The organism is Parasphingomonas zepuensis, from assembly GCF_036663735.1.
In the GTDB taxonomy this organism is placed as follows: domain Bacteria; phylum Pseudomonadota; class Alphaproteobacteria; order Sphingomonadales; family Sphingomonadaceae; genus Sphingomonas.
Genome location: NZ_JAXOJO010000005.1, coordinates 447,849 through 469,360, shown reverse-complemented (window position 1 = coordinate 469,360; position 21,512 = coordinate 447,849). Strand labels below are relative to the sequence as shown.

Annotated in this window: 11 protein-coding genes and 1 tRNA gene; 2 read left to right on the top strand and 10 right to left on the bottom strand. The window is 67.5% G+C overall.

Annotation, left to right across the window (positions count from 1 at the left end; genetic code table 11):
• Positions 1-172: 172 nt before the first annotated feature.
• From U1769_RS20140 to U1769_RS20125, 4 genes are all read right to left on the bottom strand, one after another.
• Positions 173-1,726: a type I restriction-modification system subunit M gene (locus U1769_RS20140; RefSeq protein ID WP_332719630.1), complete on the bottom strand. Its 1,554-nt coding sequence runs from the start codon at positions 1,724-1,726 to the stop codon at positions 173-175.
• A complete protein-coding gene (locus U1769_RS20135; RefSeq protein WP_332719628.1) occupies positions 1,723-2,367 on the bottom strand; it encodes a restriction endonuclease subunit S domain-containing protein in 645 nt (214 codons plus the stop codon). Before U1769_RS20135 ends, U1769_RS20140 begins: the two co-directional genes overlap by 4 nt.
• Positions 2,368-2,874: 507 nt before the next feature.
• A complete protein-coding gene (locus U1769_RS20130; protein WP_332719626.1) occupies positions 2,875-3,630 on the bottom strand; it encodes a hypothetical protein in 756 nt (251 codons plus the stop codon).
• 410 nt (positions 3,631-4,040) lie between these two features.
• Positions 4,041-5,378 (bottom strand): PAS domain-containing protein, encoded by a 1,338-nt coding sequence (locus tag U1769_RS20125; protein WP_332719623.1) that lies wholly within the window; start codon positions 5,376-5,378, stop codon positions 4,041-4,043.
• 183 nt (positions 5,379-5,561) lie between these two features.
• Between U1769_RS20125 and U1769_RS20120 the strand changes: the two genes are divergently transcribed.
• Positions 5,562-5,637, top strand: a tRNA-Thr gene (locus U1769_RS20120).
• Positions 5,638-5,855: 218 nt separating this feature from the next.
• A complete protein-coding gene (locus tag U1769_RS20115) occupies positions 5,856-9,521 on the top strand; it encodes a DUF4132 domain-containing protein (RefSeq protein ID WP_332719620.1) in 3,666 nt (1,221 codons plus the stop codon).
• A 1-nt stretch (position 9,522) separates the two neighbouring features.
• On the opposite strand, the gene U1769_RS20110 is transcribed toward U1769_RS20115, so the two are convergent.
• From U1769_RS20110 to U1769_RS20085, 6 genes are all read right to left on the bottom strand, one after another.
• Positions 9,523-11,526: a YehQ C-terminal OB-fold domain-containing protein gene (locus U1769_RS20110; protein WP_332719618.1), complete on the bottom strand. Its 2,004-nt coding sequence runs from the start codon at positions 11,524-11,526 to the stop codon at positions 9,523-9,525.
• Positions 11,523-12,653: a VWA domain-containing protein gene (locus U1769_RS20105; protein WP_332719616.1), complete on the bottom strand. Its 1,131-nt coding sequence runs from the start codon at positions 12,651-12,653 to the stop codon at positions 11,523-11,525. Before U1769_RS20105 ends, U1769_RS20110 begins: the two co-directional genes overlap by 4 nt.
• A complete protein-coding gene (locus U1769_RS20100) occupies positions 12,650-15,010 on the bottom strand; it encodes a DUF5682 family protein (protein WP_332719614.1) in 2,361 nt (786 codons plus the stop codon). The genes U1769_RS20105 and U1769_RS20100 overlap by 4 nt, the downstream gene beginning before the upstream one ends.
• 5 nt (positions 15,011-15,015) lie before the next feature.
• The gene (locus tag U1769_RS20095) at positions 15,016-16,110 is read right to left on the bottom strand and encodes an ATP-binding protein (RefSeq protein WP_332719612.1); all 1,095 of its coding nucleotides are present in this window, start codon (positions 16,108-16,110) and stop codon (positions 15,016-15,018) included.
• A complete protein-coding gene (locus tag U1769_RS20090; protein WP_332719610.1) occupies positions 16,110-19,832 on the bottom strand; it encodes a DUF4132 domain-containing protein in 3,723 nt (1,240 codons plus the stop codon). Before U1769_RS20090 ends, U1769_RS20095 begins: the two co-directional genes overlap by 1 nt.
• A 337-nt stretch (positions 19,833-20,169) precedes the next feature.
• On the bottom strand, positions 20,170-21,354 hold the full coding sequence (locus U1769_RS20085) for a GGDEF domain-containing protein (protein ID WP_332719607.1): 1,185 nt from the start codon (positions 21,352-21,354) through the stop codon (positions 20,170-20,172).
• Between the last annotated feature and the right edge of the window lie 158 nt (positions 21,355-21,512).

Sequence of the window (21,512 nt, the reverse complement as noted above, 5' to 3'; positions counted from 1 at the left end):
CCTTTCACATTGGTGGTGATCCCCCAGTGGTCACCCGATCGAACTATTAAGCGATACTTGATAGTTCGCCGGGAATCGGCCCGGGTGGGGCTGGCAGTTGTCAAGGATCGCTTGACCACTGACCGGCGCGCGCACGGAACGTGTAAGCTACTGTTACAAGTTGCGCCGCCGCTCATGCGATCACGCCCAGCTCGCGCAGATAGGCGTCCATCCGCGCGCGCGTGCTGGTCAGTTCGGCCTCCAGCGCGACGATCTCGGCCTGCACGGCGGCGATATCGATCTCTGCCTCGGCTTCGAACGTGTCGACATAGCGCGGGATATTGAGATTATAGCCATTCTCGGCGAGCTTCGCGCGCGGCACCACAGCGGCGTAGCGTTCGACATCGGCGCGTGCGGTCCAGGCCGCGACGATGCGGTCTAGTTGCGTATCGCTCAATTGGTTTTGCTTCTTGCCGGGCACGAAATCCCGGCTCGCATCGATGAACATCACATCGTCCGCACCGGCGCGCGCGCCGCCTTTCTCGCGCGCTCGGTCGAAGATGACCATGCACACCGGAATGCCGGTCGACGGAAACAGTTGAGCGGGCAGGCCGACGACGCCGTCGAGCAGATTCTCCTCGATCAGCGCCTGCCGGATGCGCCCCTCAGCCCCGCCACGGAACAGCACGCCGTGCGGCGCGATGACGGCGACGCGACCCTCATGCAGCTTGGCGCTCTCGATCATGTGGCTGATGAACGCGTAATCGCCGCGCGACTTGGGCGGAATGCCGCGATGATAGCGGTGGAAGCGATCTTTCGCCGCTGTTTCGGCGCCCCATTTGTCGAGCGAGAAGGGCGGGTTGGCCAGCACGGTGTCGAACCGCATTAGCGCGTCGCCCGCGATCAGCTTGGGCGAGTTGAGCGTGTCCGCCCACTCGATCCTCGCGCTGTCGAGTCCGTGCAGGAACATGTTCATCCGGGCGAGGGCCTGAGTCTGCCGCGTCGACTCCTGCCCGAACAACTGGACGTCGGCTTTGGTCGTCTCGACATTCTGCGCCCGCGCGACATATTCCGCGGCGCGGACCAGCAGCGTGCCGGAGCCGCAGGCGGGGTCGCAGATGCGCGCCCCGGGTTGCGGATTGGCGAGGCGGACCAGCAGCTCGCTGACCTTTCTCGGCGTGAAGAACTCGCCGGCCTTCTTGCCCGCGTCGCTGGCGAACTGGCCAATCAGGTAGATATAGGTTTCGCCGATCGCATCCTCGGCCTGCGCATCGCCATCGAAGCGAGAGGGGCGGAAATCGAGCTTGGCGTCGCCGAAATCCTTGAACAGGGATTGCAGCCGGCGATTGCGGTCGGCGGTCTCCCCGAGATTGTTCGTCGAGTTGAAATCGACGCCGGTCATCACGCCTTCAAGCTTGCCCTTGTTGCGGTCCTCAATCGCCTGAAACGCAATGTTGATCAGTTCGCCGATATTGTCTGCGTTGCGCTGGGCGTAGAGGTCGCTGAAGGACGTGCCCTCCGGCAGCACGAACCGCTCGCGTTCCATGCGCCGGCGAAGGCGCTCGCTGTCTCCGCCGAACTGGCGCGCATAGCTTGCCAGATGGTCGACCCAGGTGTCGCTGATATACTTCCAGAACAGGAAGATCAGGATGTAATCCTTATACTGCGACGGATCGATCGTGCCGCGGAACGTGTCGCACGCCTTCCACGCCGCATCGTTGATCGCCTTCTGGTCGGTAACGTTCATACTGGTCGTCCTGAAAAAGGGCGGGTGGCCGCACGGCGACCACTCGGGCGGTGATCGGTCCCGACTTGCTCGATTGGCGTGGGGACTTCGCCCGCCGCTTGGCGGAGAAGATCGTCAAGCAAGCGCTGCCGCGATTGCTGTAGCTTATTCATCAGGTTTCGCTCCCGTTGTCCTTCGTCAGCGGCCGCGGCGATCTTGGCTTGGCGTGCTAGCGTCGGCAGCGGCACCGCGAGATTTTTCAGTGCCGGTAACGGTAGCCGAGGCGCGGCGGAGGCGGAGCGTTGGCTCGACAATACCTCCTGCGTTGTCGGCAAATTTAGAAACCAGGACAAATATGCAGGTAGGATCGCGTCGCCGGTGCGAATGACGGCGACATCCAATGTCGCGAATATCGGACGGTCGAACGCCTTCAGCGCGGGCACCACCGCCGCCGCATTGGTCATGCCGCGCATCGCAACTACGATATCATGTTCGGCCAATGCCGCCACCGCGCCGGACTTGGCGGGGAGTCTTCCATCGGCAAGGCGTGACGTGCGTAACGCCCCTGCGACTATGTCGCCGACCAGCACATAATAGGCATCCGCGCCGTCTCGGTGAAGCAGCGAGCCACTTCTAATATCGGCAAGAGCGGACAACGGCATAACCAAAATGATATGGAATTCACTTCCATATGTCAAACGAGATGAGCGGGCGTCTTACGGCGAGGCCGTCGATTCACATATTCCCGCAACCCTGCTGAGCTGCCGCCGGAGCCCGATCACCGCGCCTCCGCCGGAGTTCCAGCACATGTATCTCAATCCCACCCCCGGCGCCTTGCGAAGTAAAAAACAAAGGACTCCGAAAAATGGTGGAGTAAAATGAAAGTTCCGTGCCAGCAGTGCCGCGCCGGTCGAGCGCGATCTCTAAAGTACCGCCGCGGAACCTCACCGGCGCGCGGCCTTACTGCCCCCGCTGCCCGTAAATACAAGATTTTTCCGGAATACCGGGTTTCGTCTCCGAAAAATGCCGCGTTACTTGCCGAAAATCGGCAAATCCGCGCCATCTCCAATACGCCGTCTTCGCCGTTACCAGCGCTGAAGCGCCTGCTCCCCACCGCGACTTGCGCGTCGCAGACCCACGCTGCATTTTGCGAGACTGGTCTCCGAAAATCACCCCGCCAGCATCCCCGTCAGCGCCAGCACCGGCGGCGTGAAGGCCAGCGGCCGCATCAGCGCCGTCGCCAGCGTGATCGTGCCGAAGCCCCACAGATAGGCCGGATGCACCTTGCCGCGCGTGATCAGGTCGTGCGCCATCGCCGCCGCGCCATAGGCCAGCATGATCGCCCATATCGTCCAGATGATCCAGTCGCCCAGCAACGGCAGCGGCAGCAGCCGCCCCGCGCCCGGCGTCATCACTTCGATCGCGCCGCACAGCATCAGCCGGCGGTGCCAGTCGGTCCGCCGCCGCATGCGCACGCCCGCCCAGGTCAGCCCGGCGAACACCAGCACCGTCAGCCAGTCCATCACCAGGAACACGTTCGGCGCGAAGAAGGGCGGCACGCGGTGCGTCGTCACGGACAGCGCCGTCGCGCCGATCCCCACCGCCACCATCCAGCCGACATAGAACGTCGCGAACCAGCCGAGCCGCCGGTGCAGCATCATCCGCCCGCGCCCCGCCAGCAGGCTCTGCGCGAGATACAGGCCGAGCCAGATCATGAAGCTCACGCCGTGCACATGCACCCACCACGGCGCGCCGAAGCTCGATCGCCCCGCCGCCAGCTGCAGCGTGAAGCCGGCCACCACCGTCACCACGATCGCGATCGCCATGATCAGGAAGAAGCCGCGATCCCGGTCGACCGCATGCGCCCGCCCGTCGCCCGCCCGCGCAAAGCCGGTGCGCGCCTGAGTCCAGCCCGTCCGTGCCATCACACCACCCCCCGCCGCGCCGAGCCCGCCGCGATCCCCCCGGATCCGGTTCCGGCGGAGATCGTAGCAAGCGCAGGGGCGGGCCGCCAATGCTTGTTATCGGGGCGCAACGATTGCGCGGGGGTAGGTGCCTGGTCTCGTTCCCCGGCGGAGGCCGGGGTCCAGTCGGGGGGACGGCGGGGAGGGGCAGGGGCCTATGCCCAAAGCTTCCGGAGGGCGCAGCGAGAGCCAAGCTCCGTTTGCCCGCACTACCCTCTCCCGTTCGCCCTGAGCTTGTCGAAGGGCCGTTCTTTCTTCTTCGGAGGGAAAGAGCGGGGTTCGACAAGCTCAGCCCGAACGGAGGAGGGATCAGTCCGAACGGAGGTGGGGGATCAGTCCCGTTGCAAGATGCCCCGTCCCCTCAATCCCCGCTACTCCGCCGCCTGCCGCATCGCCCGCCGGGTCAGCGGACCATCCTCCACCGCGGCGACGATCTCCAGCGTCCCGTCCGCCCCGGCGCGCGCGACCAGCACGACATAGGCGCCCGCGGCCAGCCCGGTGTCGATCGCCACGCTGGCGATCGCCGCGCGCCGATCGAGCACGCCCGCCGCATCGCCGCGCGCGACCGTCGACGGCCGCTTCGCGGCGCGCTCGGCCCTCACCACGCCCTTGATGCCGCCGTCGAACCCCTCGAGGAACGCGGTCAGCGCGCCCGGGCCGATGTCCAGCCGCCGCGCATGGGCCAGCACCGCGGCATATTCGGTCAGCCGGGTCTTGTCGTAATCCGCCCCGAAGACGAGCTTCACCACCGGCGTCATCGGCGCGCGCAGCTGCACGACGATGCCGGCCTGGTCGAGCAGCGCTTCATAGGCCGCCGGATCCGCATCGGCGGCGGCCGCGAAATCATGCGCCCGGGCGAGCGCGCGGTAGAGCGTGGCGCGCGTCCGCAGATCGGCCGCGCGCACCGCGGCGGCGGTCTGCTGCGCCAGGATCAGCTGGTCGGTCAGGCTGCCCGTGGGCGCGCCGATGCCGTGCGCCCCGATGCCCTGCGCCACCCCGCGGCCGAATCGCTGCTCCATCGACGGCTGCTCCCCGGCCGCGCGCTCCGGGGCGAATCGGCGGGGGATGGGCTGGGACGGGCCAGGGTCGGCAGGCCAGGGCGATGCGTTGGCGCTCGCGGCCAGTCGCGGCGCGAGCGCGGCGCCGGCGATCTCCGCGTCGAGCCGGGTCTGGGTGGCGCCGTCGACCAGCTCCTTCCAGTTGATCACGCCATAGATATGGCTGATCGCCGCGCCGCCCGACGAAAAGGGCATCAATATGCCGCGATACAGCGTGGCGTTGCCGCGCGCGTTGGTGAACTCCGCCTCGAAGCCGACGGGCGCGCGCGTCGCGATGGTCTGGCGATATTGCCCGGTCAGCCGCGACAGCAGCGATCGCGCCGGCACCTGCGCGATATGCGTGATCGCCCCGTCGAGCCGGCATTCCTCGCGCAGCGCCTCGCCGATCCACACGATCGCCGGATCGGCCGCGTCGGCCGAGAAATCCAGCAGCACGCTGCGCTGCGCGAAGCCGGCGATGCTGGCCGGGTCCAGGTCTGCGATCGCCGGCATGTCGCGTCCGTGCAGCAGCGATTGCCAGTGGTTGTACGCGCGCACGTGCAGCCGCCGCTCGTCGCTGCCGATCTCGATCCGCGGATAATCGACGCCGCCGGCGCCGGTCTCGTGATCGGTCTCGATCCGGTCCTCGTCGTAATCGCGGACTTCATCCATGCGCCACAGCCCTTCCGGGCCCGCACCGGCCCCTTGCCCGGCGGGTTGTGCATGCTGCGTGGTAAACGATACGTAAAGGCGGCGCCTGCGCGCTTCGTCGCCGCTGGGCGCTTGTCAGCCCCCGATCGACCTGATAAGCGCCGCCGCTCCGCACCCGCCCCCACCCGGGCGGAACCGGAAAATGCCGCTTTAGCTCAGTTGGTAGAGCATCGCATTCGTAATGCGGGGGTCACAGGTTCGAGTCCTGTAAGCGGCACCATTTCCTGCCGGGAACAAAGGCCAGGTCGCCCGCCAGCCGGTTGGAGCCCAGGCGATCTTTCCGAGCTCGGGGCAAAAACAACCTTTCCGACTTTTTTACGTTTCCAGGCTAGGCCACGTCCAAATCAGGTGGGGTTGGCGATGGGCGTGGATGGTTTGTTCCGCAGGGCATTCGGTCGCAAGGGGGCGGATGAATCGGCTCGGCAACCGTCAGCCCATATGGTGCAGTTGCACCCGGCAATGGTGACGGAACTTCAGCGGATCGAGCATTACCGCCCGGGCCTGGGCCGCGCGGCACAGCGCTACGTCGCGAGCGGCGAGCGGCCCGAGGTGCTCGACGCGATCGCCGCGCTGAGCCAGGCCAATCTCGTCGGAACCTCGCCCTATCAGAAGGCCGAACCGACGCTTTCCGTCGTGGTCGGCAACACCTGCCAGGCGCTCGTCACGGGCGAAATCCAGCCAGGACCGGAGGTGCTGCGTCTCCTCCAGGTCCGCATCGCGACCAGATATGTCACGGCGCCGTGGAACAAGCAGGCAAGCGATACGGAACTGGCGGTGACGGGCCTGGCCGCCATGCTGTTCCATGGGCTGTCTCTCCTGCAGGACAATTACAGGGTCAAGTGGCAGGATGTGATCCCGCTCAGGACCGTCTTTGCCCATTTCCGGCAAGTCGGCGGTACCATGGTGGACCTGTTCGCGTTTATCCTGAGGCGACCGGAATCCGAGTTCGTCGCGCAATCGTCCGGCAGCTGGTCCGCCAGCGAAGAACTTGCCGGTTATCTCCGCACCTATCCCGCCGCCTTTGCCGAAGCGCTGCGCCGTGACGATCCGACGCCCCGCTCAACCCGCATAAAGCTGGCCGAACATCACAAGGCGACATCGGCACCGGAGATCGAGGCGGTCCTGGTCGCCATGTTGACCCGGCCGTTCGACAAGAATGACCGCGAAACCGCCACGGCCGCGCTTTCCCGGCTCGCCCCGGACCAACTCCTGAACTTGCTCCAGCGCTACCTTGCGCAGGCGGATATCGATACGCGCTATGGCCTGGTCCAGGCCGCCGGACGCAGTGGCACGCCGGCAATCCTCGCCCTTCTGGCCGAACGCGCGAAGGTCGAAAAGGCGGCCAGGGTGCAAGCCGCAATCCAGGCCATCCTCGAGACCGACGCAGTCGAGGAAGCGCCGCCCGTCGATGGCGCGCCCGATGCATCCGGTTATGCCGCGATCGACGGCAGCTTCGTGGCCCTGCCCGAGCGCCACGACCTTGGCGCGGACGAGATCCCGCCACCGACGGAAGAGGCCCGCACCGCGTTCGTCAGGCTGGTCGAACAGATCGAAGAGCGGCGGCTGGAAACGCACGCGGCCTATGTCGAGAAATACGCAGCGACCCGCTCGACGCTCACGCCGCCGCCGCTGCCCTATACGCGCGAGATAGTGGAGGAAACCTTTGCGACGCTGACCGAGGGTGCGCCTCTTCCCGGGGGCAACGGTTACCAGCTGGCGCATACGATCCGTTTCCAGGGCGACGGCCAGGCCTGGTTTCGCGCGGTATTGGACCGGCTGAGCCTGCGCGGCGCGCTGCGCGTCCTTGAGGCTGTGAAATGCGACGATATCGGCGGGCTGGTCGGAACGACGCCTGTCTATCGGCATGATCATCTGTTTGGCGTGGATCTGCTGCGGTCCTGGCTCGAACAGGAGCGGCTGGACCTGCGCGATCTGGTTTCGGGCGTCCATCTTCGGACGTTGCTCCATCAGCAGATGCACGGCCGCTTCAATCGCGGCGTCCTGCTGGCACTGCAGGCCCTGCCGCGCGAGGCCGTCTGGCCCTGGGTCGCCGAGAACATGGATGTGCTCGACGAGGCGCTTGGCCTGAAGCCCACCCAAAAGCCGATCCCGATCGATCGCGCGCTGGAGGCGCTCGGCCTGCTGCCGGTGACACCGCAGCGCTATTTCGCCAAGGTGCTCGACATCGCCGTATCGGAGAAACGCCCGCTGCGGCGGCAGGCCATGGCTCTGCTGCGCGACGGCAAGGGCCTTGTCGACCGGATCGAGGCCCTGCTCGACGACAAGCGCCAGCAGGTGCGGATCAACGTCGCAACCTGGCTGGCCGACATCCGCTCCATCGCCAGCGAGGGCGCGCTGCGCAAGCGGCTGAAGAAGGAGAAGAGCGATCCGGTTCGCGCCGCGCTGATCGAAAGCCTGCAGCGCATGGGCTTCGACCTTTCCGACGTGATTGGTCCTGCCACGCTGATCGCCGAGGCCGAAGCCGCCGCCGCCCGGGCCGTGCCGGACCTGCCCGCCTGGCTTGCCGCCAGCGGACTTCCGGCGCCGCGCTTCCGCGACGGCTCCACCGTTCCGCCGCTGCTGGTGCAGCATTGGCTGGCGCTGGCCATCCGGCTCAAGGATCCGGCTGCCAGCGGGCAGTTCGGCATCTATCTCGATCAGTTGTTGCAAGACGATGCGCGCAGCTTTTCGAACTGGGTCCTGGAAGCCTGGATTGCCTTCGATACCCACACATCGTCGCTCGAAGAAGCCACGGCCCATGCCATGGCCAACTACCAGCAGCATCTTTCGTGGATGTACCGTTCCTCCAAGACACCTGAACTCCGCGAACAGGTGATTGCCCAAATGCTCCGGGAGAAGACCGGGGAGCTGCTCAATTCGGGCTCCGAGGCAAAGGGTGTGCTCGCTCTTGCCTGCCGCGCCGATCCGGTCTTTGCCGCAAACCGGGTACGCTGGTTCCTGAAGAAGCATGGGCGACGCTCCAACCAGGCCATGGCCCTGCTGGAAGTGCTGGCCGGAATCGGCCAGCCCGCGGCGCTGCAGGTGGTGATCGCCGCTTCGGCCCGGCTCAAGCAGAAAAGCACCCAGGCCCGCGCCGCCGAGATCGCCGAACGCCATGCCGAGGACCGCGGCTGGAGTTTCGATGAACTGGCCGACCGCACGGTCCCGACCGCAGGCTTCGACGATGACGGCCTGCTGGAGCTGCCCTGCGGCGACGACGGGAAGCTGTACGCCGCACGGCTCGATGCCATGCTGGCGATCCATCTGTTCAACCCCGATGGCAAGGCGGTGAAGAGCCTTCCTGCCGGCGACGATGACGCCACCAAGGAATCGAAGAAGGCCTTCACCGCCGCGAAGAAGGAACTGGCGCAGGTCGTCGAGCTGCAAGGGGCCCGCCTGTTCGAGGCGATGTGCGTCGAACGCGCCTGGCCGGCTGCCGACTGGCGGCTGGCCTTCCACGAGCATCCGGTGATGCGCCGGCTGGTGGAGCGCCTGGTCTGGCAGGGGCTGGACGAGGATGGCAATCCGCTCGGGCTGTTCCGGCCGACCCAGGAGGGCGATTTCACCGATGCCGCGGACAATCCGGTCGATATCGACCGCTTCGCCAAAGTGCGGCTGGCGCACGGCGCACTGGTCGATGAAGCGACCTGCGGGGTCTGGGCCAGCCACCTCAAGGACTATGAGGTCAAGTCCTTCCTGGCCCAGTTCGACACGCTGCGCGCGCCCCTTTCGCCCGAACAGGGCGAAGCGGAAGCGATTTTCGATCGCCAGGGCTGGAAGGCGGACAGCCTGACCTTCCGGGGCATGGCGGAAAAGCGCGGCTATGAACGGGTCATGCGCGATGGTGGTGGTTGCAATGAATATGAGAAGAAATTCCCCAGCCACGGCATCACCGCCACGATCTTCCACACCGGCTCCCATGCGGTGGACGAGAACAACCCCGTGGCGCTCAAGGAATTGCGCTTCGCCAAGGAGGGGCATCGCGGTGCCTATCGCCTCAGGGACGTGCCGCCGGTGATGCTGGCCGAGTGCTGGGCCGACTATCACGCGGTCGCCGCCAAAGGCACCTTCGATCCGGAGTGGGAGAAGATCTCGCCCTGGTGACTTACCGCAGCAACGGCGCGCCGCAGCGCTGTTGCCGGGCCACGAGCAGGCCATAGGCTGCGATGAGCAGCGTCGGCGCGTCCTGTGCCTGGCGCATGAGAGCCGCCAGCGCCGCCAGGCCATGATTGTCGAGCCGGTCGGCGTGAGCGGCAAGCCCCCCGGGCGGCCTGGCGTCGAGCGATTGCGCCAGCGCGGGACCGATCTCGGCCCGATCCAGCAGTTGCCGCCATGCCGCCGCCAACGCCGCATCGGTGCTACCGCGCGGACGCCGGGTGAAACGCCGCGCGCCATTGGCCCGCAACCGCTCCAGCCAACCGCGCACCGCATCCCCCGATTGCGTCCTGGCCCGGCCCCAGGGCCGCTGCCATAGCGAGAGGTCGACCGCATCGCCGGGGCCGAACAAGGTGATCGGCCGCACTTCCAGCTGTTCGCCGGCACGGACCAGCCGCACCAGCACCATGCCCTCCCAGCGGCTGCCGACATGCGTTTCGAACGCGTCGATCGCAGGCGCCACCGGCTCTTCATGATCGAGCGTCAGCGCCAGCCATTCGCCGGCCGCATCGCGCACCGGCCAGACCAGTTGCTGCGCGAGATCGTCGAAATAGGGCAGGCCGGTCCCGCTCGGTTCCAGCAGGCAGACGGCGGCGGTATCGGCCGCATCGAGGCCGAGGCCGGTCTGGCGCAACCAAGCCTGGCGCAGGCCCTTCCATTCGCGGACGATGCCCGGCCAGTTCGGGTCCGGGCGCGTGTTGCGTGCGATGATCCGGGCATGGGCGCTGGCCGGCGCCGACAGGCGATCGTCTGCGGACAGGCGCGATCCTTCGAGCGTGATCTGGGCATGCGCCAGCACTTCGAGCGGCGCGGCCATCCACATCGCCTGCGAGCGCCAGGCCTCGGCGGGCATGAAGGTCGGGTCTTGCCCCGCCCCGCGCGCAAGCGTGGTCGAGAGCCAGCGCCCCGTCGCCGGCTCCACGAACCATGCGGTTACCCCGCGCGCACCGGTATCGGTGCGCCAGCGCTCACCGCCGCAGCCGACCAGATCGAGCGGGGCGGCAGGGGCGAAATCGCGGCGCACCTTGCCCGCAAGACCCGCCCGCCGGTCCAAGTCCGCGCCGGCCAGCGCCCGGGTCAGGGCGAAAGCGGTGGCGGCGAGTTCGAGCATGCGATCGGGATCGAAGGCGATCGCGCGCTGTCGCCGCAGCCGCAGCTGGGCGGCGATCGCGCGCAGCATCGTCGACAGGCGCGGCAGCATGTCCGCGCGCGAGGAAACCGACAGCTCGAACAATGATTCCTCGAGCGGCAGCGGCGCGAGGTTGAACCCGAGCGTGGCGACTTCGCCGAGGCTCGCCGCGACGCGTTCGAGAAAGGCCGCGTCGATCTCGACACCGGCCGGGGCAGCGTCTTCTTCGGCCAGCTCGGGCAGCGCCGCGCCGAAATGGCGCCGTGCCGCCAGTACGGCGGCGGCGTGGTAGGCCCTGGAACGTGCCTTGGCGGCCTTGGAGACGATACCGTCAAAGCCCTGACCCCGCAGGATGCGAACCGAGTCGTCCAGATCGGCGAATGCCACCGAGATGGCGTTGGAGGATTGTTCCACTTGGCCCGCCGTTTCGACCAGTTCCAGCGCCGCCCGCCAGGCGGCCTTGCCCGACCAGCGTTCGAGCGCGGCGATGTCGAATGTGAGGACAATCTCTTCCGGAGCGGAAACCGCTTCGCCGGCGTCCGGGGCCTCTTCCAGTTCCTGCAGGAACAGCACGGCGGCGATCCGGTGGCGGCACACCGCGACCGACCTGCACGCGCATTCCGCCGCCCGCGGGCCGCGGGCGTCGAGCGCCACAAGCTGCCCGTCCGCTTCGACGCTCGCCGTGCCCGCCCCGGCCGAGACCAGCCGCGCCTTGCCTTCCTCGACATCGCGATGGGCGCGCCGAACCAGCCCGGGATTGGCAAGCGTCGCCAGCGCGGCATCGTCGAACGCGGCAAGGGCGGCACGCAAGGCAGCGTCGATCACGCGATCACGCTCCCGATCCATTCGGCGAACCGGTCGGGGGTCAACGCTGCGATCTGCATCCCGCGTTCCGCCAGCCGCTCGGCCATGCGCCGGTCATAGACCGGCGCGGCATCGTCGCTCAGCGCTCCGAGCCCCAGCAGCGTCACGCGTGCCGAGGCCATGCGCTGGGCGGCGGCGAGCATCCGCGTCACCGAGCCTCCTTCCTCGAAGTCGCTGACCAGGACGAACACGGTCCGCGTCGGCTGGGTGACCAGCGTCTCGCAATATTCCATGGCCGCAGCGATATTGGTGCCGCCGCCGAGCTGTACCGACATCAGTACCTCGACCGGATCATGCGCTTCGCTCGACAGGTCGACGATGGCGGTGTCGAACACGATCAGCTTCACATCGACCGCCGGCAGCGCGGTCAGAATCGACGCCATCACCGCGGCATAGATGGTCGAGGCGAGCATCGATCCCGACTGGTCGACGCACAGGATGATCGTCCAGGGCAACCGCCGCCGGCTGCGGCCGAAGAAGCGCAGGCGATCGGCGACGATCACGCCGCGTGTCGCATCCCAGTTCTTGAGATTGTCGCGGATGGTGGCGCGCCAGTCGAAATTCTGCATCGACTTGATCTGGCTGCGGCGGAAACGATTGGGCCGCCCGGCCAGCGCCGCTTCGATCCGCGGACGCAGCCGGCGGACAATGTCCTCGACGATCTTGCGTGTCACCTCGCGGATCTTCTCGCGCATCGCGGGATCGGCGAGGCCTTTGTAAGCGATCAGCGATTTGAGCAGGTCGTTGTTGGGCTCGAGCGCGTCGAGCACCGCCGGGTCCTTGAGCAGCTCCGCCATGCCGAGATTGTCGATTGCATGCGCCTGCACTGTCTCGCACACCGATTGCGGGAACAGATCGCGCAGCTCGCCGAGCCAGCCGAGCGGTGTCAGCTGGCTGGGATCGAGCGAGCCGGCCCGGCCCTTCTTGTCGCGCCGCAGCCCGCGCTTTTCCATCTCGCGGGCGTAGAGATAATCGAGCGCGCGATCGGCGCGGCGCTCGGCACCGCTCATCCCGTCGGGGGGAAGCGAGCGATCGGCATAGCGCCCCAGCGCAAGCCGCCACCGTCGAACGAGGACCGGATCGCTCATGCCGGCACCACACCGTCACGGGCCAACACCAGCGCCAGCTCCCGATCGAGGGCGATATTCGCGGCAAGGTCGGCCTCGGAGATGTCGACGGTCGTCGCCAATTGCCCCGCCTGCACGCCGATGCGGACCGCCACTTCCTCGGCCAGCCGGTCGATCTCGCGCGGATCGAGCGGCATCAGGGCGAGGCGGAGGTGCGGCAGCAAGGCCAGGAAGCCTTCTTCGTCGAGCCCGGCGACCAGCATATCGAGCGTCGCAATGATCTCCGGCACGGTCCACAGCAGCTCGCGGGCGATGGCGATAACGCCGCCGAGGAACGCGAGGCGCTCGGCAGGATCGACATAGCCGCTCGCCAGCTCGCCGCGCAGCCGCGCTTCCAGCGCTCCGGCATCGGCTTGGCCGTCAATCAGCACGAACGCCATCACGGCGCCCGCCAGCATCGGCGCCAGCGGCTGCGCCTGCAGCCGGGTGAGCGCTTCGTTGAACAAGGCGATTTCCATCGGCGCCTCCGAGCCGCGTGCCAGTTCGATCAGCCCGCGCAGATCGGCCAGCGCGCTCACCGCGTCGCGGATCTGTTCGGGCCCATGCTCCGCCAGTTCGGGCAGCAGCACCAATATGCGCCGCCATGCCGCCCCGATCAGATGATCGAGCGGCTCGGTATCGGTGATGCCCAGCGTCTCGCGCCCGCGTCGCAGCAGCACCAGATCGGTCAGCGCCGCGACCACCGAGCCCAATTGCGGGTCCTCGATCACTTGCCGTTCGACCAATGCGAGGATGGCATGAGCCTCCGTCCCCAGCCCGGCGCGGCAGGCGGCGGAGAACAGGTCGATCGCGGCGAGTGCGCTGCGCCCCTTGCCTTGCTCGGAAAGCGCGGCGAGCTTCTGCGCCAGCACGAACGCCAGTGCCTCCCCCAGCGTGTCCGCCGCTTCGGACAATTCGATCAGTCGCGATTCGACCAAGGGCGACCAGGCGACCGACCAGACCTCGTGCAACCGGTCGAGCCCGACATCGTTGCGAAAATCCGGGCCGGCGGTGCGCTGGCTGAAATTGGCGTCGATCAGCGCCATGGCGTGGCAGAATCGGCTGGCTTCGCGGTGGCGCGGCTTGCGGTAGATGTCGAGCTCGCGGCTGCGCCGTTCGCCATCGGCAACGATGAAGCCCAGCGACCTGGCCCGGGCCCGCACCGCTTCGACTAAAGGCGGCGATCCGGCCGAAGGCGGCACCTCGCCGATCGCGGTGCCGGTGAGCCACGTCTTCAACTCGTTGAGCAAGGGCACCTGCTCGATCGGAATTTCGCCCTTGATGAAGCTGGAGCGGATCGCGTCGATGATGTCGTCTCGCGCGGGAAACGGCCGTCCACGCAGCGCGGCGAGGCGCTCGGCCTGCTCGACCGCGTTGGCGATCACGGGGAAGGACGGCGCCTCCATGCTGGCGCCGGCACGCAGATGCGCCGCGAATCCGCTGACCAGTGCCAGCGCGAGGCCTTGCCCGCCAGCGTCGCGAACCTGCCACAACCGGTCGTAAAAGCCGGGCAGCGGCAGTCCCGCGCCATAGCCCCCCAGCGCATCGAGTTGCCGCATGCCATAGCGGATCAGATAGGACCGGCCGGCATCGGCGCGAGCCGCCACCGGCTTGGCCGTCGAAGACCCGAACAATGCCGTGGCATGGAAACCGCCGACCAGTGCGACGATGGGCCCCGCAACGGCAGCGCGTGTCTCGGCGAGGATCGCCCGCATCTGCGCCTCGCGCGCCAGCGTGCCGTCCTGCTCCATCTGCGCCGGATCGGTCGCGGCGCGGATGCAGGCGCAATAGCGGGCGACATCGGCGAAGAAACGCCGCCAGTCGGGATCGGCGATTCGAGCCTCGAACAGCTGATCCCACACTTCGTTGCCGTCCCGGCAACCCAGTTCGCGCGCCAGCGCGGTGACATAGTCGCCGACATCGAACGGCCGCTCGTCGCTCAACAGCGAACGCGCCGGTTCGCCCGCCTCGTCGAACACCATCTCGCGCGCCGTTGAGGGCAGATCGATGAAGCGCGCTGGCAGGCCAAGTGCGGTGGCGGCCTGCAACGCGATGAGCTCGGGGCTGTGCGCGCAGAAGGGGAAATAACTCGCCACGCGCCGGGTAGCGCGCCCGCTTTCGGCCTCGCGCAGCGATACGATCGCAATGGGCGCCCGAGTCCGCGGATCGCACAGATGCTCGATCAGGGGATCGAAATCGCACGGTCCCTCGACCAGGATCGCCGCCGGCTTCACCACTGCGATCAGCCGCTCGAGTTGCGCCGCGCAGGCCGGGCTGTGATGCCGCACCGGCACCACCCACAGCGCACGCGCCGGATCGTGGAGGGGTAGATCCTCCATGTCGGTCAGCCCAGCTTGAGCGACCGCGCCGCCTGGTAGAACTCCTTCCACGGGCCCGACCGTCCGGCGCGTTCCTTGACGATATGATCGATATAGGCGCGCAGGCGCTTGCCGTCCTCGGGCGAGTCCTTGAGCACCACGCCCTGCAACTGCCGCGCGACATGCGCCGCCGAGAGCCGGCCATCATCGAGATAGGCAGCCTCGAGCGCGGCGGCGTGGAGGACGTTGACGGCCTCGGCAGTCGACATCACGGCGTCGGGGCGGTTGAGGCTCGCGCCCTCGGCGGTACGGCCAGTGCGCAAATCCTGGAAGACGCGCACCAGCACATCGGCGACATCGCGTTCGCCGTGCACCGTGACACCGGCCGGAGCCAGCCGCTCGGCGAGCTGCCGCAGCACCAGTTCCTGCTCGAAGGCGGGATCGGCGATGGGGTGGACCGTCTCGAAGTTGAAACGGCGCTTCAGCGCGCTCGACATCTCATGCACCCCGCGGTCGCGCAGATTGGCGGTGGCGATCACGTTGAAGCCCGGCGCGGCGTTGGCGACCGCGTCGGGGCCCAGCTCAGGCAAGGCGAGCGCCTTTTCCGACAGGATCGAGATCAACGCGTCCTGCACTTCGGGCGGACAGCGGGTGATCTCCTCGAACCGCACGATTCGCCCGCTGCGCATCGCATTGAGCACCGGGGACGGCACCAGCGCCCGCTCGCTCGGCCCCTCGGCGAGGAGCAGGGCATAATTCCAGCCATAGCGGATATGGTCCTCGGTGGTCCCGGCCGATCCCTGCACCACCAGGCCGGACGTGCCGCAGATCGCGGCGGCGAGCAGCTCGGACAGCAGCGATTTGGCCGTCCCGGGCTCGCCCACCAGCATCAATCCCTGCTGGCTCATCAGGCTGACGATCGCGCGATCGACCAGTGGATCGTCGCCGTAGAATTTGCGCGAGATGCCCGCCTTGGGATCGCCGAGCAGGAAGCGACGCACCGCGCGCGGCGAGAGCCGCCAGCCGCGTGGACGCGGACTGGTATCGGCTGCCGCCAGCGTGGCGAGTTCGGCGGCGTACCGCGCCTCGGCGGCGGGGCGCAGTATCTGTTGTTCAACCATCAATGGACCTTCTTCTGCCAGTCCGGATCGAAGCCGGTGCCTTTGGCGGCGATGTCGTGCAGATCCTGCCAGGTTTCGGCGAGCAGCACCGGCGGCACTTCCTTCAATGTCAGCTGGCGGCCGTGATGGCCATTGTCGCGCAGCACCCGGAAGCTGAGCGTGTGGAGCGCAGCCAGCGTGTTCTCCTCAGGCAGCGGACTGCCGCTGAACTCGATCTCGGCAACGATCCCGGCGCTGCGATAGGGGCGTTCGTAGCCGGTGAACCAGCCGCCATCGCCCGCCGCGCCGCGGACATAGCCAAGCTTTGTGGCGATGCCGCGCAACTTGAAGGTCTCGATCATCCATCCTTCGCGGTCGCGTATCTCCTGCTTGCCGCGCATGGCCTCGGTCACTTCAGGCAAAATGCGGCCGACCTGGTCGAACGGCGGTGCAACCTCATAGTCCGCAAGATGCCGTTGCCAGGCGCCGATCGCATCCGCATCCAGCAGCGAGCGGTGCGCCAGCTGCACTTCGGCGAATCCGGCAAGCGCCACGTCCTCGTCCGCGGCATCGGTATAGGATCCGTCGCCCAGCGGACGAAAGGCCCCGGCGATCCGACCTTCGCCGTCCACGCCCAGCCAGATCAGCCGGCGCGCCAGCCGCCCGACCAGCGGATGCGCGACGAGAAAGCCTTCCCAGTCCTCGCGCCGCCAGCGCCGGCCCAGATACATTGCCTCGCGCAGCCGCTCGGTCTGGCTGGCGAAGACCTGCTTGCTCTCCTTGCGCGCGGTGGAGACAAGCTTCTTCGCGGCTTCGATCAGCGGCTTCTCCTCATCGATCCGGGGTGCGGGGAGCGCCTTCACTTCCTTGCCGTCGGCATTGACCAGAATGAGCCCATCGGCGCCGTCGAGGCTGAGCAGGTAGGTGCGGTCACGGCCGCAATCGAGATCGATCGTGCCGTCGGCATCGAGCCCCGCGGTCGGCACGGTGCGATCTGCCAGCTCCTCCGCGCTCCAGCCGCGCCGGTCCGCCACCGCCTCCACCAGCGTGCCGGCATGCGCCTGGACCGAACGCTGCTTGGAACGATTGGAGGCTGCCAGCACGAGTTGCAGCGCGGCACCGGCGGGATTGCTCGCCAGCATCTCCAGCAGCGCCTTGGCCTGCGAGGTGCGGGCGCCATGGTCCTTCAGGAACGGCCGCACCTTCTGCGCCGCATCGGCGCCGTCGACGCGCGTGGCGAGCGCCAATATGCCCTTGCTGTCCACAGCGCTGCCCAGATAGGTGCCGAGCTTGACCCGCCGCAGCTGGGCAAAGACCGTGTCGCGATCGGTCGCATAATAATCGGCGGCTTGCGGATAGCGCTTCACCGCATCGATATTGTGCTTCAGCGTCGCTGCGACATGAGCCGCGGCATATTGATTTGCCTCTTCCTCGGTGCAGGTGCGGGTGTCCTGCTCGATCCAGCTCGTCAGCACCATCCAGCCGAGTCGATGCGCGTCGCCGGGCGCCAGCCGGTCGAGCCACAGCTCGATCAGCGCGTTGCCGCCCGGCTGCTTGAGCCTTGCCGCGAGCGTCACCCACCATATCGGGATACGCGGATCGAGCGCCTCGCCGCTCCGCCAGCGCAGCGCCGGCAGCTGCGCAAAGGGAAACCAGGCCAGTGCCTTGTCCTTCGCCTTGGCGAGCGCGGCATCGGCTTCCTTGATCATCGCGGCACTGTCGAAGAAATCGCTGACATCGTCGCCAAGCCGTTCCAGCGCGGTAATCATCGCCGCACGCGCCAGCTCGCTGCGTTCCTTCTTCAGCACGCGGCGCAGCGTCGCGACCTTGTCGCGCGCGTCGCGCTGGGCGAGCCATTCGGCGGCGCCCGCACGGACATCCTGGCGGCCGTCGTCGAGCAGGCCGGCGATCGCATCGTCGATTCCCGGCGCCGCGCGCAACAGCTGGCGGGCGGGCCCACGCAAGGTCGCGCTGCTCCCGCTCGCCAGCAGCATCAGCGGCTGCTGGTACCGGCGCGGAACCTTGGGGAACAGCGCGAGCAGATCGAGCGCGGAGCGGACTGCAAAGGCGCGGGTTTCGGAGCGTGGCTTGAGGCCGAACGCTTCATCGAGCAGATCGAACCGGTCGCACAAGGCGGTCCAGAACGGCATGTCCTGCTCGAAGAACGGCTGATACCACATCGCGGCGAGATGTTCGGAAATCGGATCCCGCCCCCCGAAACGAGTCCATAACTCGAGCACGACGCGGATATCGGCACCGGCTGCGATCCGCCGTGCGAGAGCGCTCCCCGGAGGGCCGGCCCAATCGCTGAACACCGACGCGAAATAGCCGTTGGTGCTGGCCAGCGCGAAGCGGACGCTATGCCACAGGCTGAGGCGCGGATCGTCGAAAAACACATCCACGCCACTGGCGCGGCCTTCCTGCGATCGGATCCAGCCCAGCGCGGTATTCTGCTGGTTGCCGATCTGGTACGCGCTCTCGCCCAGCTTGCGGATCATGTCGAACTGCGACTGGCCCACCTTGCTGAACTGGCGGCTCCAGTGCCAGCGCTCGCGCCCCGCCTCGGCTTGCGCGGCGGCCAGCTTGACGTTGAAGGTCGCCGCGGCCGGCCGGAGCAGCGCCAGCATAGCGTCCGTGATTGGCGCGACTTCCGCAATCATCGGCCGTGGCGGCGTTGCCACCCAGCTCCCATCAACGGCAGTATACCCCCCGGGTCCGTCAGCCGGACCGGCGGCGCCAGGCTCCGCGGCGGCGGGTGCGAAACTTCCCGTCACGCGCTCGATGGCCGCCAAGGCTCGCGGTGCCGTTTCACCGGCCTTCCATTCCGCCAGCAATCCCGCCGCCCGCTCGCCCAGGCTTGCGGCCGCCAGTTCGACGAGCTCGGCCCGCGCCGAGGGCGCCGCCTGCGGGTGGCGCGCCGCCAGATGCGCCTGGAGCATGCCGGTATCGGCCCCGGTCAATGCCTGCCTGGCGCTTTCGCGTGCCTTTTTCGACGACCCGATGGCGAGTTCGGCCAACGGCTCCAGGAAAGCGTCGGCAAGCCCGAGCCGCCCGATCGCGGCGGCAAATTCCGCGCGCTGGTCCGCCCCGAGTGCGGGCAGTGCCGCGATGACCGCGCCGCGCTGCGCCTCCAGCCAGGGCGCCACACCAGTGAAGCGCCCGACGGAATTGTGCGACTGATAATTGCCGACATCGTTACCGAACAGGATGTCGAGCACCGGCAACAGCCCGAGGTCCGTCTCCGCCGCCAGCGCAGCGAGTTGATCGATCGATTGGTCCTTGCGGCCATGCCCCAGCCATTGGGTAACGACCTGGCGCAGCCATTCAGGGGATTTCTTGGAGCCGAAATACCAGCCTTCGTACTGGATGGTCTCCAGCGCGCTCAGCGCCTCGCCGAGCCGCCGCATCTGTGCGGCGTCCCACGCGACGCCCGATGCGAACAGCCCGCTCTCGTCCCGCGGCGGATAGCTGCGCGTCCGCTGCGCCCATGCAGCCGTCACCTTCGCTGAAGCGAGCGTGGAGAGCACCGAGCTGAGGTCTCCCGACGCCACATAAGCGCCAATTTGTCGATCGAGCCCGGGGGCAGCCTTGCCAAGCCGGTCGAAGTGCTTGGCGGCGCGGCGCGCGATGCCGGCTCCGTTGCGCGGCAGCGGATCATCGGTGCCGGGATTGTTGCCGGCGGCCACCGCTCCCGTCAAAGCCCCGATTCCCCGGCGTATTTTGTCGAGCAGCGTATCGACCATCGATGGCCTCCCCCGTCATGGACCGCTTGCTAGGTAGCCCGACAAGGGCGTTCCTAACCATCCCTTTCCTCGTTAAATTCACTGGGTGACGATGCGGTTTTGATTGGATCATTTTCTGACCTTCCGCACCGCGGGTCTGTCATCGCTCCGCGTCGTCGGATCGGGAGCCGGCGCGCGGGTCCGCGCTCCGGCTCATCCGCGACGAGGACCAGCCAGGCAGAAAAAAGAGTCGGGCTTTCACGGCTGCGAACGATGCTGGAAACGATCCACGCGGAGACCGTTCGCCGATTATAAGCGCACCATCTCCCCGCCAGATTGCGCCCCCCAGCGGCCCGCGTCACGTCGTCGGGCTTGGCTCGCGCGTTGGGCCGGTCGCGCCCGATTCGGGGCTCGGCGCGGGGGACCAGTCGGGCTCGCCGCGGCGTGGTCGGCGGACGCGGTCGCGGCTTGAATAGAGCACCCTGTCGGCTTCCCGCAACAGGTCAGCGAGCGGGCGGATGCCGATCCGGGCGACGATCGATCCGATGCTCAGGCCGATCCGCGCCCGCGCCGGGCCGACCGCATAGGCGCCGGTCACCATCTCGCTGATGCGTCCCGCGAGCTGGCGGGCATCCTCGTCGGTGACGATGCCCGGCTGGATCACGACGAACTCGTCGCCGCCCATGCGCACCACGAAATCCTCGGACCGCACGGCGCGCGTCAGCCGTCCGGCGACGGCGCACAGCACATCGTCGCCCGCCTGGTGGCCATAGGCGTCGTTCACTTGCTTGAACCCGTCGAGATCGATCGAATGGACTGCGTAGAGCATGCCGCTGTCGGTCGCGAGCTGCTTGGCGAACCAGTCGTCGAGCGCGCGCCGGTTCCACAGCCCGGTCAACGGATCGCGCCACGCCAGCATCTGCGAGGCCAGGCGCCCGCTCATCTCCTTCGCCACGCTGCCGGCATGGTTCATCACGCTGTGGACGCCGCCGGCCAGCATCGCGATCATCGTCAGCCCGGTCAGGCGATAAAAGGGATCGGGATGGAACAGCAGTGCCAGGCCGGTCGGCAGGACGGCGATCGTCATCGCGCTTGCCGCCAGCCAGGGCCGCAGCCCCACCAGCAGCGCCACGCCCGCGGCGTAGCTGACGATCAGGCACAGCACGATGAGGTGCACCGGTGCGATGTCGGCCAGGATGTTGCGCAGGGCGAACAGGCCGAGCACCAGCGCGAAGGCCAGGTAGGCGACCGCATGGTCGCGCCTGAGCCGGCTGATCGCCAACGCGTCGAGGCTGCCGCGCCCGAGGCGTCGGCGCCCGAGCAGCAGGACGATGATCCGCGCGATACCTGCGATGGCCGCCGCCGCCAGCAGGGCGCGATCAGCCGTCTCCGGTCGCTGCTGGAAGACCAGGAACGCGATGATGTTAAGCGCCGCGATCATCAGCAGCGTCTGCGGAACAGGCGCGTAAAGATGGGCGAGAGTCGCGCTCGGCACGCTCTCCGAAAAGGCGCCGGCCGAACTGCGGTGAGGGATAGATTTCACTCCAGGATCCAGGGAATTGACGCCAGCGCTGTTAATGGCGGGTTGTACATAACGGAGATATACGTAGATGACCCGTTGCCGGAAGATATTACACGGCCGTTAATTGGGAACCTGCGACGGCAGGAGTTGGGGACAAGCAGCCGAGCGATAGTCCAGCG

What these genes read in the sequence shown, in the direction of transcription:
- U1769_RS20095 (WP_332719612.1), bottom strand. Translation starts at nt 16,110, where the DNA reads ATGGTTGAACAACAGATACTGCGCCCCGCCGCCGAGGCGCGGTACGCC.
- U1769_RS20135 (WP_332719628.1), bottom strand. Translation starts at nt 2,367, where the DNA reads ATGCCGTTGTCCGCTCTTGCCGATATTAGAAGTGGCTCGCTGCTTCAC.
- U1769_RS20090 (WP_332719610.1), bottom strand. Translation starts at nt 19,832, where the DNA reads ATGGTCGATACGCTGCTCGACAAAATACGCCGGGGAATCGGGGCTTTG.
- U1769_RS20115 (WP_332719620.1), top strand. Translation starts at nt 5,856, where the DNA reads ATGGTGCAGTTGCACCCGGCAATGGTGACGGAACTTCAGCGGATCGAG.
- U1769_RS20105 (WP_332719616.1), bottom strand. Translation starts at nt 12,653, where the DNA reads ATGAGCGATCCGGTCCTCGTTCGACGGTGGCGGCTTGCGCTGGGGCGC.
- U1769_RS20100 (WP_332719614.1), bottom strand. Translation starts at nt 15,010, where the DNA reads ATGGAGGATCTACCCCTCCACGATCCGGCGCGTGCGCTGTGGGTGGTG.
- U1769_RS20125 (WP_332719623.1), bottom strand. Translation starts at nt 5,378, where the DNA reads ATGGATGAAGTCCGCGATTACGACGAGGACCGGATCGAGACCGATCAC.
- U1769_RS20130 (WP_332719626.1), bottom strand. Translation starts at nt 3,630, where the DNA reads ATGGCACGGACGGGCTGGACTCAGGCGCGCACCGGCTTTGCGCGGGCG.
- U1769_RS20140 (WP_332719630.1), bottom strand. Translation starts at nt 1,726, where the DNA reads ATGAACGTTACCGACCAGAAGGCGATCAACGATGCGGCGTGGAAGGCG.